Raw genomic sequence first — 12,364 nt, forward strand, 5'->3', positions numbered from 1 at the left:
CCCTCAGCGCCAGCCGGCCAGGTGCAGGACGGCGGTGTTGGTCGCGTCGGTCAGGGCGGTGGCGGCCACCGCCTGCAGGCGCCGCAGCGTGTGCCCCCGCGAGCTCGTGGTCGACAGGTCGACCGAGTCCAGGGCCGGGTCCAGCCCGGCGTCGGTGAGCGTCAGGACACCCGCGGCCAGCGCGATGAGCCGCTCGGCCCGCCCCGGCAGCCCGGCCGGCAGCCCCCAGGGCTGGGCCTGCGAGGCGCGGCGCAGCCCCGCGAGACGTTCCTGGGCCGCGGCACCGAAGGGCACGCCCCCGACGGCGACCAGGGCCTCGGTGTGGGTGGCGAGCTCGGTCCGCAGGCCCAGCTCGACCTGGCCGAGGTCGAGCGCCTCCACGCGGTGGGTGGGGTAGGGCTCGGCGTCGTGCAGGGTCCAGCGCGCCGACCAGCCCTGGTCGCCCACCGGCCCGAACTGCGCCAGCTCCGGCACCAGCGCCCCACCGAGGCCCGGGATGAAGACGCACTCGGCCGCCTCGCTGGCCGCCGCGAGCAGGTCGGCCGAGCCGCGCGGCATACCCGTCAGGTCACCGGGGCGGGGGAGGGCCACGAGCACGGCCCGCTCACCCAGGCCCTGCCACATGCCCAGCGGCTCGGTCAGGCCCTCCACGTGGTCGATGTCCGGCAGGGCGCGGTCGGCGACCGTGGACACGTCGGCGCGCCCGGCGAAGGCCGCGGTGGCCCACAGGGCCACCCGCACGCTCGCCGGCAGCTCGTGATCAGGCATGGGGGCGATGGTAGACACCCGGCCCCCGACTAGAGTGGCCCGCCATGAGCGATGTCCTCGAATTCGCCGGTGTCGGCGTCCGGCGTGGCACGACCGACCTGCTCACGGGGGTGGACTGGTCGGTCGAGGAGGGGGAGCGCTGGGTGGTCATCGGGCCCAACGGGGCCGGCAAGACCACGCTGCTGCAGCTCGCCTCCGGCCGCATGCACCCCACCACCGGCGTCGCCGGGGTCCTGGGCGAGGTGCTGGGTGCCGTCGACGTCTTCGAGCTGCGCCCCCGCATCGGGGTCTCCAGCGCCGCCGTCGCCGACCGGATCCCCGACGAGGAGCGGGTCAGCGATGTCGTCGTCACCGCGGCCTACGGCGTGGTCGGCCGCTGGCGCGAGCAGTACGACGAGACCGACGACCAGCGCGCCGCCGAGCTGCTCGAGGCCCTCGGGGTGGCGCACCTGGCGACCCGACGGTTCGGCACCCTGTCCGAGGGGGAGCGCAAGCGGGTCCAGATCGCCCGGGCGCTCATGACCGACCCCGAGCTCATGCTGCTGGACGAGCCGGCCGCCGGCCTGGACCTGCGCGGCCGGGAAGACCTCGTGGGCCGGCTCAGCGTGCTCGCCGAGGACCTCGACGCCCCGGCCCTGGTGCTGGTGACGCACCACGTCGAGGAGATCCCGCCCGGCTTCACCGACATCCTCATGCTGCGGGAGGGCTCGGTGGTCGCCGCCGGTCCCATCGACCTCACGCTGACGGCGGAGAACCTCTCGGCGACCTTCGGCATACCGCTGATGGTCGACCGGCACGGGGACCGCTGGTCGGCCCGCGCCGCGACGACGGCGTCCGCGGACAGGCCTGGATCCGGCGCGGCCCCGGCCGGCGCCGCGCCCCGCACCACCGCGTGAGCGTCCTCGAGGTCCTGGCCATCGTCCTGGCCGGGCTGGCGGCGGGCACCATCAACACGATCGTCGGCTCCGGCACGCTGGTGACCTTCCCGGTCCTGCTGCTCTTCGGGTACGCCCCGGTGTCGGCCAACATCTCCAACTCCCTGGGCCTGGTGCCCGGCGGGGTGGCGGGGACGTGGGGCTACCGGCACGAGCTGCGCACGCTGGGGCCGATGCTGTGGCGGCTGGGGCCGGCCAGCCTGGTGGGGTCCGTCATCGGTGCGCTGCTCCTGCTCGTGCTGCCGCCCGCGGCGTTCGAGACCATCGTCCCCGTCCTCATCCTCGTGGCGCTGCTGCTCGTCGTCCTCGGGCCGCGGCTGCAGCGGTGGGCGGCCCGGCGGCACGCCGACCACATCACCCCGGGGCGCTGGGTCGCCCTCGTCGTGGGCATCCTGCTGTCCGGGGTCTACGGCGGCTACTTCGGCGCGGCGCAGGGGGTGCTGCTGCTGGGCATCATGAGCATCCTGCTGCCGCTGGGCCTCCAGCAGATCAACGGCATCAAGAACGTGCTGGCCACCATCGCCAACCTCGTGGCGGCGCTCGTCTTCCTCGTGGTCGCGCCGGACCTCGTGGACTGGACGGTGGTCCTGCTCATCGGCATCGGGTCCATCCTCGGCGGGTTGATCGGGGCTCGCGTCGGGCGCCGGCTGCCGCCGGCCGTCCTGCGGGGGGTCATCGTCGTCATCGGCACGGTGGCGATCGTCAACCTGCTGCTGACATGAGCGAGGCTCCCGCCGGACTGCCACCGGGGGTCGTGTGGGTCGAAGACCCCCGTGACCCGCGGGTCCGCGACTACTTCCAGCTCACCGACGTGGCGCTGCGCCGCGTCCTGGAGCCGCAGGAGGGCCTCTACCTCGCCGAGTCCGACAAGGTCATCCGGCGTGCGCTGGCCTCCGGCCACCGGATGCGCTCGCTGCTGCTCACGCCGCGCTGGGCCACCGAGCTGACCGAGCTCGTCCTCCCGGCCCTCGCGGACGGCATACCGGTGTATGCCGGGAGCCCGGGCGTCATCGATGAGATGACCGGCTTCCACCTCCACCGGGGGGCCATCGCGGCCATGCACCGGCCCACGCTGCCCGACGTGGGCGAGGTGGTGGCCGGGGCGCGCAGGGTCGCCGTCCTGGAGGACGTGGTGGACCACACCAACGTGGGGGCCGCCTTCCGGTCGGCCGCTGCCCTCGGGGTGGACGCCGTGCTGGTGACGCCGCGCTGCGCGGACCCGCTCTACCGCAGGGCCGTCCGGGTCTCGATGGGCACCGTCTTCCAGGTGCCGTGGACGCGTATCGACCCGTGGCCCGGGGGCGTGGACGTGCTGCGGGAGGCCGGCTTCACCGTGGCGGCGCTGGCCCTCGCGCAGGACGCCGTCGACCTCGACGAGCTGGAGGCCCGGCCGCCGGAGCGCCTGGCGCTGGTGCTCGGCACCGAGGGCGACGGGCTCTCGCGCCGGACCGTCGAGGCGGCGGACCTCGTCGTGCGCATCCCCATGGGCGGGGGCGTCGACAGCCTCAACGTCGCCGCCGCCTCGGCCGTGGCGTTCTGGGCCGTCCGGCCGCGCTGAGGCCGGCCCTGGTGGTCCGGCCGCGGTGGGGGCGCCACCCTGCGCCACGCCCGTAGCTGTGCCGTGTGCAGCTGTGGCCCTCCAGGGGCCACGACCGCGCACAACTACCCATGGCGGCCACAGCCGCGGGTGGACTACGCCCGTCCAGGCCCCAGCGGCGCCACCACCTGTGGGGGCGTGTGCAGCTGTGGCCCTCCAAGGGCCACGACCGCGCACAGCTACAGCACAGCGGGCCACGATCGCGTACAGCCGCGGAGGGCTGTGGCAGAGCCGGGACCGGTCAGCCGCCCTGCCGTGCGTCGCGGCGACGGAACAGCCCGGCCAGGACGGCGCCGGAGAGGTTGTGGCAGACCGAGAACACCGCCCCCGGCAGGGCAGCCACCGGCGTGAAGAAGGTGGCGGCGAGGCCCGAGGCCAGCCCGGAGTTCTGCATGCCCACCTCGATCGCCATCGTGCGGGCCGACCGCTCGCCGACCCCGGTGACGCGGCCGACGGCATACCCGATCGACAGGCCGAGCAGGTTGTGCAGGACCACGGCCGCGGCGACGAGCAGGCCGGCCTCGAGGAGCTGGTCGGCCGAGAGCGACACCACGAGAGCCACGACGACGCAGATGACGAGGACGGAGAACCACGGCATCAGCGGGAGCACCCGCCGCACGAGGGACGGCAGGAGGAGGCGGACGAGGAGGCCCAGGACCACCGGCACCAGGACGATGACGACGATGGTGCGGGCCATGCCCCAGCCGTCCACGGGCAGCCGCTCGCCGACCAGCCAGAGCGTCAGCAGGGGCGTGAGCAGCGGCGACAGCAGGGTGGACACCGAGGTCATGGTGACCGACAGGGCCGTGTCGGCGCGGGCGAGGTAGGCCACGACGTTGCTGGCGGTGCCGCCGGGCACGCAGCCCACGAGGATGACACCGGCGGCGATCTCGTCCGGGAGCCGCAGCAGCGTGACGACGAGCAGCCCCACGAGGGGCATGACGGCGTACTGCGCGGCGACCCCGAGCAGCACCGGCAGCGGCCGGCGCAGGACGAGGGCGAAGTCGGGCAGCGTCAGGGTCAGCCCCATCCCGAACATGATGACCCCGAGCAGCGGCGTGATGAGCCCGGCGCCGCCGGAGACCGGGTCGGCGAAGGCATACCCGATCCCTCCGGCGAGGAGGACGAGCAGCGGGAAGATGGTGACCGCGCGGTAGGCGCTGCGGTCCTCGGCCCGGGAGGTCGGCGTCGCACCGTCGAGGATGCTCACCGGGTCAGGGTGGCGCACTTCCCGGTATGCCGTGCGAGGCGCGCGGGTGGACATGCGCGGCGACGTGGTCCCGTGCGAGTCGGGACCCTGCCCGACTCGCACGGGACGCCAGCCTTCAGGCCGGGACCCTGCCCTGGTCGCACGGGACGCCAGCCGTCAGGCGGGGACCTCCACGGCCAGGCCCTCGACGACCTCGGCGCCCGGCAGCCCGGCAGCCATCGCGCCGGGCAGCCGCAGCTTGCTGCGCCTCAGGCCCGAGCCCACGACGATCTGTCCGCGCTGCACGACCCGGGCGTCGACCAGCACCGGCCAGTCGCCCGGCACGCCGACCGGGGTGATGCCGCCGTACTCCATCCCGGTCCTCCCGACGGCGTCGTCCATGGACATGAACGAGCACTTGCGCACGTCGAGACGCTTGCGGACCGTCGTGTTGACGTCGGCCCGGGTATGCCCGAGCACCAGGACCGCGCACACGCGCTCCTCACCGGCACGCGCCCCGACGATGACGATGCAGTTGGCCATGTCGCGCATGTCCCACCCCGTGGCCTCCACCAGCACGGCCGTGTCGGCGTGGTCGGGGTCGATCTCGGCCACCTCGACGACGGACACGTCCTGACCGTCCGCCGCCATCGCCTCCAGGGCCTGCCGGACCGGCTCAGCGAGCAGGTCGGGACGGTCCAGGGCGGGGGTCCAGGTGAGGCTCACAGCTGGTAGGTGCCGGTGATCGACCCGCGGGCCAGCACGTTGCCGAGCGTCATGAACTGGGCCTTGGCGAGCGAGCTGGAGGCGTCGAGCCCGGTGTCGTCGGTGTCCAGCGCCCAGACGGTGAAGACGTAGCGGTGCGGCACGTCGCCCTCCGGCGGGGCGCAGCCGGCCCAGTCGTGGGTGCCGAAGTCGTTGGCGAGGGTCATGGCCCCCTCGCCGAGCTCGTGCCCCTCCTCCCCGGCACCGGTGGCCAGGGAGGTGACGTCGGCGGGCAGGCCCAGGACCGCCCAGTGCGAGAAGCCGCCGACGACCGGGGCGTCCGGGTCGTGGCAGACGAGCAGGTAGGACCTGGTGCCCTCCGGCGCCCCCGACCAGGACAGCTGCGGCGAGGTGTTGCCCTGGCCGTAACCAGCGGACTCCGGCAGCGGGGACCCGTCGGTGAAGTCCGTGCTGGTCACCTGCAGCTCGGCCGGCGCGGCCGGGAGGGTGTCGACGGGGTGGGGGGCAAGGGTGCGCTCCAGACTCATGTCCCCGAACCTAACGCGACCGCCGCGGGGTCGCACGTGGTGGTCGGGGTGGTCAGGATGGTCGGGGGTGCGTGGCACAGTGGGCGCCATGGCGAGCGAGGGACGTCGGTGCATCATGCACCTCGACCTCGACGCCTTCTTCGCCGCCGTCGAGCAGCGCGACAAGCCCTCGCTGCGGGGCCGCCCGGTCATCGTCGGCGGTCTCGGCGGCCGAAGCGTGGTGTCCACGGCGTCCTACGAGGCACGCCGGTTCGGTGCGCGCTCCGCGATGCCCACCATCGAGGCCCGGCGCCGCTGCCCGCCCGGGACGGCCTTCCTCTCCGGCCGCTTCGAGGCATACCGCGCGTCGTCGGCGGTCGTCATGGGCATCCTGCGGGGGCGCTCGACCCTCGTCGAGCAGGTGTCGGTGGACGAGGCGTATGTCGATCTCACGCCGCCCGAGGGCCCGCTCGGCTGGGACGACGCCGACCTCGAGCGGTGGTGCCGGGACCTGCTCGCCGAGATCACCGAGGCGACGGGCGGGCTGACCGCGTCGGTCGGGCTGGCGCCGAGCAAGATGATGGCCAAGCTGGCCAGCGAGATGGACAAGCCGGCAGGGGTGACCGTGGTGCGGCCGGGGGAGGAGCTCGAGGTGCTGCACGGCTTGTCGGTGCGCGCGATCCCGGGTATCGGCCCCGCGACCGGGGCACGGTTGCACGGCTTCGGCGTCGACACCGTCGCCGACCTCGCTCGCATGTCCGAGCCCGACCTCGTCTCGATCTTCGGCACTGCCCAGGGCGGGGCCCTGCACCGGCTCTCCCGGGCCGAGGACGACCGCCCGGTCGTCGTCGAGCGGGAGGCGAAGTCGATCTCTCACGAGGAGACCTTCGAGACCGACGTGGTGGACCGGGGCCACCTGGAGTCCGAGCTGGGGCGCATGGCGCAGGGGCTCGCCCGCAGGCTGGAGAGCGCCGGCGTCTTCGCGCGGACGATCACCGTCAAGGCGCGTCAGCACGACTTCACCACGCAGACGCGCTCGGGGACGTTGCCCTTCGCGACGGGCGACGCGGGGATCATCCTGCGCGAGGGGCGCCGGCTCCTCGGGTCGGTCGACGTCACGAGCGGGCTGCGGCTGCTCGGGCTCGGCGTGGCCGGCCTCACCGCGCACGCGCAGGAGGAGCTGCTGCTCGAGACCGCCTATCCCGCCGCGGGACGGGTGGAGCTGCCCGATGCCGTCGGGGGTGCGGGCCTCGACGAGGCGGCTGGTGCGGACGGCGAGGCCCCACGGCCCGACGCCCCGGGGGAGGAGACCGAACCGACGACGGAGCAGGAGCACCGGCCGCTCGCCGGTCGTCCTCCGCCGGGGTGGCGCACCGGGCAGGACGTGCGCCACGACGAGCACGGCGCCGGCTGGGTGTGGGGGAGCGGGCGGGGTGTGGTGACGGTGCGCTTCGAGGGCCCACGCACCGCCCCGGGACCGGTCCGGACCTTCGCCGACGACGACCCGGCACTGCACCCGGCCGACCCGCCGGAGTGGCGTGACGACCCGCCAGGGGAGGGCTGACGCCGACCCGCCGGAGCGGCGCGAGGCGCTACGGGGGCCGGGCCCTTGAGGCCGCGCCGGAGTGGCGTGATGCGCCCGCGGAGCGTGCTAGCCTTGACGGTCGTTGCGCACTTCCCACAGGTGCCGCGACAACACCCGTGTCCGGGTGGCGGAATGGCAGACGCGCTAGCTTGAGGTGCTAGTGCCCTTAACGGGCGTGGGGGTTCAAGTCCCCCTCCGGACACCATGGTCCTGGACCAGGACACGCAGTCAGCCCCGAGCCCTCGGCTCGGGGCTGGCTGCGTCGGAGGGGGGTGACCACCTGGTCGCCGGACGGACCCCGACGCGCGCGGGCCGCAGCGGTGGGGCAGGCTGAGACGGTCGCCGCCGGCGCACCTTCGCCCCGATCCGCCCGGAGGCCCCATGAGGACAGCAGACCTACGTGCCCGCTACTGGCGCATCGTCCTCTTCTTCGGGCGGGTGACGCTGGGCTTCATCTGGTGGGAGATCGTGCTGCGTCGCGTGGGCCTGGGCCGGCTCACCGACCGCACCCGGACCGAGCGGGTCCGACGCACGGCCGTGCGGTTCCGGGCGTTGGCCGTGTCCATGGGTGGCCTGATGATCAAGGTCGGTCAGTTCCTGTCAGCGCGGCTGGACGTGCTTCCTCCCGAGGTGACCCAGGAGCTGGCCGGGCTCCAGGACGAGGTCCCCGCCGAGGACGTGGCCGCCATCCGTGCCGTGGCCCGGTCCGAGCTGAACCGTCCGGTGGACGAGCGCTTCGCCTGGTTCCAGGAGACACCGCTGGCGGCGGCGTCGCTGGGGCAGGTGCACCGCGCTCGGCTGCGTCCGGCCGAGGCCGAGGAGCTCGGATTCGAGGACGTCGTGGTGAAGGTGCAGCGCCCGCACATCCGGCAGGTCATCGAGGTGGACCTGGCGGCGCTGCGGCGGGTCGGTGGCTGGATGGAGCGTTACCGGCCCATCCGGCAGCGGGCCGACGTGCGGGCGTTGGTCGAGGAGTTCGCCACCACCACCCTGCAGGAGGTCGACTACGTCGCCGAGGCGCTCAACGCGGAGACCTTCGCGGACAACTTCGCCTCCGACCCGAGGGTGGGCGTGCCCGTCGTGGTGTGGGAGCTCAGCAGCCGCCGGGTGCTCACCCTGGAGGACGTCTCGGCCATCAAGCTGGCGGACACCGCCGCGATCTCTGCCGCGGGGATCGACGGTGGCGAGGTGGCCCAGGTGCTGGCGCAGACCTTCCTGCAGCAGATCTTCACCGACGCGTTCTTCCATGCCGACCCGCACCCCGGCAACCTCTTCGTCACCCCGCGTCGCGGCACCGCGCCCGGCGCCCCCGACACCCCGGACACCCCTGACTGGACCCTGACGTTCATCGACTTCGGCATGGTCGGTCACATCCCTGACGAGCTGCGCGCCGGGCTGCGCGAGATCCTGGTCGCGGTGGGCCTGCGGGACGCGACCCGCTTCGTCGCAGGGCTGTCCCGGCTGGACCTGCTGCTCCCCGGGGCCGACCTCTCCCTCATCGAGTCCGCCGCCGAGCAGGTGTTCGAGCGCTTCGGCGGCCTCCGGATCGACGAGCTCCAGCAGATCCCCCCGGAGGACCTGGTGCGCTTCGGCCTGCAGTTCCGGGAGCTGCTGCGCGAGCTGCCGTTCCAGGTCCCGGAGAACCTGCTGCTGCTGGGCAGGTCGATGGGCATCCTGTCCGGCATCTGCACCGGCCTGGACCCCGAGTTCGACGCCTGGGGCACCATCACCCCCTACGCACGTCGGCTGCTGGAGGAGGAACGGCAGGGACTGCCCCGCACCGTGGTCGAGCAGGCCCTGGCCCTCAGCCGGCTCGCGCTGGTGCTGCCGGGCCGGGCGGACCGGGTCCTGACCCAGGCGGAGCGTGGCGAGCTGGCGGTCCGGACCCCGGCCCTGACCGCGCTGGTGGCCCGGGTCGAACGGTCGGTGACGCGGCTCACGATGGTGCTGGTCTTCACCGCGCTGCTGCTCGCCGGGGCCATCCTGCACTCCTCGGGCGAGGTGCTCGGTCGCCTCCTCATGGCGGCGTCGCTGCTGCCCCTCGGCTGGTCGCTCGCCAGTGGCATCCGTCGCGGGCGGTCGTGATCCAGCGTTCCCCCGGGCCCGATGCACCGATCAGCGACGTCCAAAACCGGTTCCCCGGCCCTGATCCAGACGTGGCTCAGCCCGAGGTGCGGCTGTCGAGAGGCAGCCAGGCGAGCACCTCTTGGATGACCGAATCCCAGTAGTCCCAGGTGTGGTCGGCGGGCGCGTAGCTGTCCGTGACGTCGACGCCGCGGTCACGGGCCTGCGCGACGAACCGCTCGGAGTGCCCCAGCAGGATGTCCTGGGTGCCGCAGGCCACGAACAGTCCGGGCAGCGCCCGCGGGTCGGCCTGGTCGAGCAGGTGGAAGAGGTCGCCCGGCGTGCCCTGGACCGGGTCGTCACCGAGGACCAGCCGCAGGGTCTCGTCCCGGTCGCCCCGGGCGCGCAGCCCGGCCAGGTCGAGCGCGCCCGACAGCGAGGCCGCCGCGGCGAAGCGCCCGGGCTGGCGCAGCGCCAGCTGCAGCGCGCCGTAGCCGCCCATGGACAGCCCGGCGACGAAGGTCCGCTCCCGCTCGGTCGACACCCGGAACAGCTGGGAGACGACCTGCGGCAGCTCCTCGGAGACGAAGGTCCAGTAGCGCCCGCCGTGCCGCATGTCGGTGTAGAAGCTGCGGTGCACCGCCGGCATGACGACCGCCAGCCCCAGCGCCTCGGCATACCGCTCGATCGAGGTCCGACGCGACCAGATGGTGTCGTCGTCGCTCAACCCGTGCAGGAGGTAGAGCACCGGTGGCGGCTCGTCCGAGGGTGGCGGCTCGTCGGTGCCGATCCGGGTCTCCACGCGCTGCGGCAGGACCACCGTCATGGAGGTCGACAGCTCGAGGGCGTCGGAGAAGAAGTCGCAGCGGATGAGGGCCATGGGTCTCTCCTGGGTCGGGGTCGGGGTCTGGGGTATGCCGAGGGGATGGGTCCGAGGGGAGGCGCGGGTCAGCTCTCGACGAGGGCACCGAGGGACTCGGCCACGGCGAGCGCGCCGGCCAGGTCGAGGCGGGTGCCGCGCAGGGCCGCGTCGCCCAGGTCGGCGCCGACCAGGCTCGCGCCCCGCAGGTCGGCACCCTCGGCGCGCACGCCCCGCAGGGCCGCGCCGGACAGGTCGGCACCCTCCAGCGAGGCCTTGCGCAGGTCGGCGCCGGCCAGGTCGGCCTCGGTCAGGCGCAGTCCCGAGAGGTCCTGGTCACGCAGGTCGGCCCCTCGCAGGGACACGCCCCACCACGACCCGCCGGTGACGGTGATCGGGCGCAGGTCGCAGCCGGAGAAGCTGCTGCCGTCGAACCGGCAGCCCTCCAGCGTGGCGTCGAAGAAGGAGGTGTCGATGAAGGTGCAGGCGGTGAACGCCGTCTGTCGATGGACCGAGGCGTTGAGCCGGCAGCGGTCGAAGGTGCAGCCGACGAAGCGGCAGCCGGAGGTCACCGCCTCGGTCAGGTCGACCTCGCGCAGGAGGCAGTCCGTCCACGCCCGGCCAGTGAGCTCGACGGCGTACCAGTCCTCGTCGAGGACGGTCTCGCCCACGACCTCGGGGGTCCCGGTGCTCACGACAACGGCCGGCAGTCGTTGTCGCACCCCGTCGGCGGGGGCGGGGAGCCGGCGCGCGGGCGCCGGTGCAGCACCGCGTGGCCGGGCTCGACGTGGAGCTCCTCGCCGACGAGCGTGGCCTCGCCGTCCACCACCAGCGCGTAGCCTCCCGGCTCGGCGGGTGGCAGCAGCAGAGTGACGGCGGGTCGCCCGGGGACCACGCGGCGCGCCGTGCGACCCGGGGCCGCGACGACCAGCACGTCTCCGCGCATCGACACCTCCACCTCGCCGACGTGGGGGCGCTCGTCGCCGGGCAGCAGCAGGTATGCCGTCGGGTGCCGCGTCAGGGCCTGCTCCAGCTCGGCCAGGTCGACCACGATGCTCATGGGCCCATCATGCCCGCCTCCCCTGACACACTGGGGAGCATGGGCACGACGTCGGCACGCACCACCGGTCTGCTGCTCGCGGCGGGCGCCGGGCGCAGGTTCGGCGGCCCCAAGGCGCTGGCGACCACCGAGGGGGTGCCCTGGGTGGTGAGCTCCGCGCAGGTGCTGCTCGACGGCGGGTGCGGAGACGTCCTCGTGGTGACGGGCGCCCAGGCGCAGCAGGTCGAGGGCCGGCTCGCCGAGTCGTTCCCGGGGGACCCGAGGGTGGGGACGACCTTCTGCGGCACCTGGGAGCAGGGCATGGGCGAGTCGCTGCGCGCCGGGCTCATGTCGCTGGTCGCCCGCGGCCGCACGGTGCCGCTGCTCGCGGTCGCGCACCTCGTCGACCTCCCGGACGTCGGCGCGGACGTCGTCGCCCGCCTCCTGGACCGGTCGGGCGCGGGGCCCGCCGGCCTGGCACGGGCGGCATACCACGGCGTGGCCGGTCACCCGGTGCTGCTCGGGCAGGACCACTGGCAGGGTGTGCTCTCGGGGGCGCGCGGCGACCAAGGGGCCCGGGCCTACCTGCGCCGCGCCCGGCCCGAGCTGGTCGAGTGCGGCGACCTCGCCCGGGGCAGCGACGTCGACCGTCAGGAGGAGCGGGCGTAAAAGCGTGGCTGCCCCCGGTCTCCCTGCACCGGGCGAAGGTGGACCTGCCCGACCGCTGAGGGCGCTACCAGCTGCGGCGCAGCAGGCCGACCGTCTGCGACAGGTCGAGGCCCGACGCGCGGGCGGCGTGCACGAGCTCCTCGGCGGCGACCCGGGCGGGCTGGGAGGGCGCGAGCTCCTCCCGGACGAGGGTGCCGCCGCGACCGCGGGTCTCCACGTGCCCCTCCTCCTCGAGCTGCCGGTAGGCCTTGGCCACCGTGTTGGTCGCGATGCCCAGGTCGGCGGCCAGCCGCCGCACCGGGGGCAGCCGGTCGCCGGCCACCAGCGCACCGTCCCGGATCGCACCCACCACCCCGTCCACGACCTGCTCGAAGACCGGGGTGGGGGAGCCGGGGTCGACCGCGATGCTCAGGCTCACGCCTGCAGG

Annotated in this window: 14 protein-coding genes and 1 tRNA gene; 7 read left to right on the forward strand and 8 right to left on the reverse strand. The window is 74.2% G+C overall.

From position 1 onward, the window contains the following. Positions 1-3 precede the first annotated feature (3 nt). The gene (locus Q0967_RS07700) at positions 4-768 is read right to left on the reverse strand and encodes a hypothetical protein (protein ID WP_298749440.1); all 765 of its coding nucleotides are present in this window, start codon (positions 766-768) and stop codon (positions 4-6) included. A 44-nt stretch (positions 769-812) separates the two neighbouring features. On the opposite strand from Q0967_RS07700, the gene Q0967_RS07705 reads away from it, so the two are divergent. The 3 genes from Q0967_RS07705 to Q0967_RS07715 are packed head-to-tail and all read left to right on the forward strand — an operon-like array spanning position 813 to position 3,261. Continuing rightward, on the forward strand, positions 813-1,664 hold the full coding sequence (locus Q0967_RS07705) for an ABC transporter ATP-binding protein (protein ID WP_298749439.1): 852 nt from the start codon (positions 813-815) through the stop codon (positions 1,662-1,664). Beyond that, a complete protein-coding gene (locus Q0967_RS07710; protein ID WP_298749438.1) occupies positions 1,661-2,425 on the forward strand; it encodes a sulfite exporter TauE/SafE family protein in 765 nt (254 codons plus the stop codon). The genes Q0967_RS07705 and Q0967_RS07710 overlap by 4 nt, the downstream gene beginning before the upstream one ends. After that, a complete protein-coding gene (locus Q0967_RS07715) occupies positions 2,422-3,261 on the forward strand; it encodes an RNA methyltransferase (protein WP_298749437.1) in 840 nt (279 codons plus the stop codon). Before Q0967_RS07710 ends, Q0967_RS07715 begins: the two co-directional genes overlap by 4 nt. 280 nt (positions 3,262-3,541) lie before the next feature. Here Q0967_RS07715 and Q0967_RS07720 read toward each other — a convergent pair whose 3' ends face one another. From Q0967_RS07720 to Q0967_RS07730, 3 genes are all read right to left on the reverse strand, one after another. Continuing rightward, a complete protein-coding gene (locus Q0967_RS07720; protein WP_298749435.1) occupies positions 3,542-4,510 on the reverse strand; it encodes a bile acid:sodium symporter family protein in 969 nt (322 codons plus the stop codon). A 156-nt stretch (positions 4,511-4,666) separates the two neighbouring features. Next, a complete protein-coding gene (locus Q0967_RS07725; RefSeq protein WP_298749434.1) occupies positions 4,667-5,215 on the reverse strand; it encodes a YbaK/EbsC family protein in 549 nt (182 codons plus the stop codon). Continuing rightward, complete coding sequence (locus Q0967_RS07730; protein WP_298749431.1) at positions 5,212-5,742, reverse strand: YbhB/YbcL family Raf kinase inhibitor-like protein; 531 nt, start codon at positions 5,740-5,742, stop codon at positions 5,212-5,214. The genes Q0967_RS07725 and Q0967_RS07730 overlap by 4 nt, the downstream gene beginning before the upstream one ends. Before the next feature lie 88 nt (positions 5,743-5,830). Here Q0967_RS07730 and Q0967_RS07735 point away from each other — a divergent pair, with 88 nt between their 5' ends. From Q0967_RS07735 to Q0967_RS07745, 3 genes are all read left to right on the forward strand, one after another. Then, on the forward strand, positions 5,831-7,285 hold the full coding sequence (locus Q0967_RS07735) for a DNA polymerase IV (RefSeq protein ID WP_298749429.1): 1,455 nt from the start codon (positions 5,831-5,833) through the stop codon (positions 7,283-7,285). A 139-nt stretch (positions 7,286-7,424) separates the two neighbouring features. After that, positions 7,425-7,511: transfer RNA gene (locus Q0967_RS07740), tRNA-Leu, on the forward strand. 176 nt (positions 7,512-7,687) lie between these two features. Next, a complete protein-coding gene (locus Q0967_RS07745) occupies positions 7,688-9,391 on the forward strand; it encodes an AarF/ABC1/UbiB kinase family protein (RefSeq protein ID WP_298749427.1) in 1,704 nt (567 codons plus the stop codon). A gap of 76 nt (positions 9,392-9,467) precedes the next feature. Here the strand turns inward: Q0967_RS07745 and Q0967_RS07750 are convergent, their stop codons facing one another. From Q0967_RS07750 to Q0967_RS07760, 3 genes are all read right to left on the reverse strand, one after another. Continuing rightward, complete coding sequence (locus Q0967_RS07750; RefSeq protein ID WP_298749425.1) at positions 9,468-10,250, reverse strand: alpha/beta hydrolase family protein; 783 nt, start codon at positions 10,248-10,250, stop codon at positions 9,468-9,470. Positions 10,251-10,318: 68 nt separating this feature from the next. Then, positions 10,319-10,924 carry a pentapeptide repeat-containing protein gene (locus tag Q0967_RS07755; protein ID WP_298749423.1) on the reverse strand — a complete coding sequence of 202 codons (606 nt, stop codon included), beginning with the start codon at positions 10,922-10,924 and terminating at the stop codon, positions 10,319-10,321. After that, positions 10,921-11,289, reverse strand: coding sequence for a hypothetical protein (locus Q0967_RS07760; RefSeq protein WP_298749421.1), 369 nt, complete (start codon positions 11,287-11,289; stop codon positions 10,921-10,923). Before Q0967_RS07760 ends, Q0967_RS07755 begins: the two co-directional genes overlap by 4 nt. Before the next feature lie 39 nt (positions 11,290-11,328). Here Q0967_RS07760 and Q0967_RS07765 point away from each other — a divergent pair, with 39 nt between their 5' ends. Next, positions 11,329-11,937: a nucleotidyltransferase family protein gene (locus Q0967_RS07765; protein WP_298749419.1), complete on the forward strand. Its 609-nt coding sequence runs from the start codon at positions 11,329-11,331 to the stop codon at positions 11,935-11,937. Positions 11,938-12,001: 64 nt separating this feature from the next. Here the strand turns inward: Q0967_RS07765 and Q0967_RS07770 are convergent, their stop codons facing one another. Next, on the reverse strand, positions 12,002-12,355 hold the full coding sequence (locus Q0967_RS07770) for a GntR family transcriptional regulator (RefSeq protein WP_298749417.1): 354 nt from the start codon (positions 12,353-12,355) through the stop codon (positions 12,002-12,004). Between the last annotated feature and the right edge of the window lie 9 nt (positions 12,356-12,364).

Source organism: uncultured Serinicoccus sp. (assembly GCF_947500995.1).
Lineage (GTDB): Bacteria > Actinomycetota > Actinomycetes > Actinomycetales > Dermatophilaceae > Ornithinicoccus.

Excerpts from the sequence above, each read along its gene's own strand:
- Q0967_RS07760 (WP_298749421.1), bottom strand. The coding sequence starts at position 11,289 with ATGAGCATCGTGGTCGACCTGGCCGAGCTGGAGCAGGCCCTGACGCGG.
- Q0967_RS07735 (WP_298749429.1), top strand. The coding sequence starts at position 5,831 with ATGGCGAGCGAGGGACGTCGGTGCATCATGCACCTCGACCTCGACGCC.
- Q0967_RS07700 (WP_298749440.1), bottom strand. The coding sequence starts at position 768 with ATGCCTGATCACGAGCTGCCGGCGAGCGTGCGGGTGGCCCTGTGGGCC.
- Q0967_RS07745 (WP_298749427.1), top strand. The coding sequence starts at position 7,688 with ATGAGGACAGCAGACCTACGTGCCCGCTACTGGCGCATCGTCCTCTTC.
- Q0967_RS07765 (WP_298749419.1), top strand. The coding sequence starts at position 11,329 with ATGGGCACGACGTCGGCACGCACCACCGGTCTGCTGCTCGCGGCGGGC.
- Q0967_RS07750 (WP_298749425.1), bottom strand. The coding sequence starts at position 10,250 with ATGGCCCTCATCCGCTGCGACTTCTTCTCCGACGCCCTCGAGCTGTCG.
- Q0967_RS07730 (WP_298749431.1), bottom strand. The coding sequence starts at position 5,742 with ATGAGTCTGGAGCGCACCCTTGCCCCCCACCCCGTCGACACCCTCCCG.
- Q0967_RS07705 (WP_298749439.1), top strand. The coding sequence starts at position 813 with ATGAGCGATGTCCTCGAATTCGCCGGTGTCGGCGTCCGGCGTGGCACG.
- Q0967_RS07715 (WP_298749437.1), top strand. The coding sequence starts at position 2,422 with ATGAGCGAGGCTCCCGCCGGACTGCCACCGGGGGTCGTGTGGGTCGAA.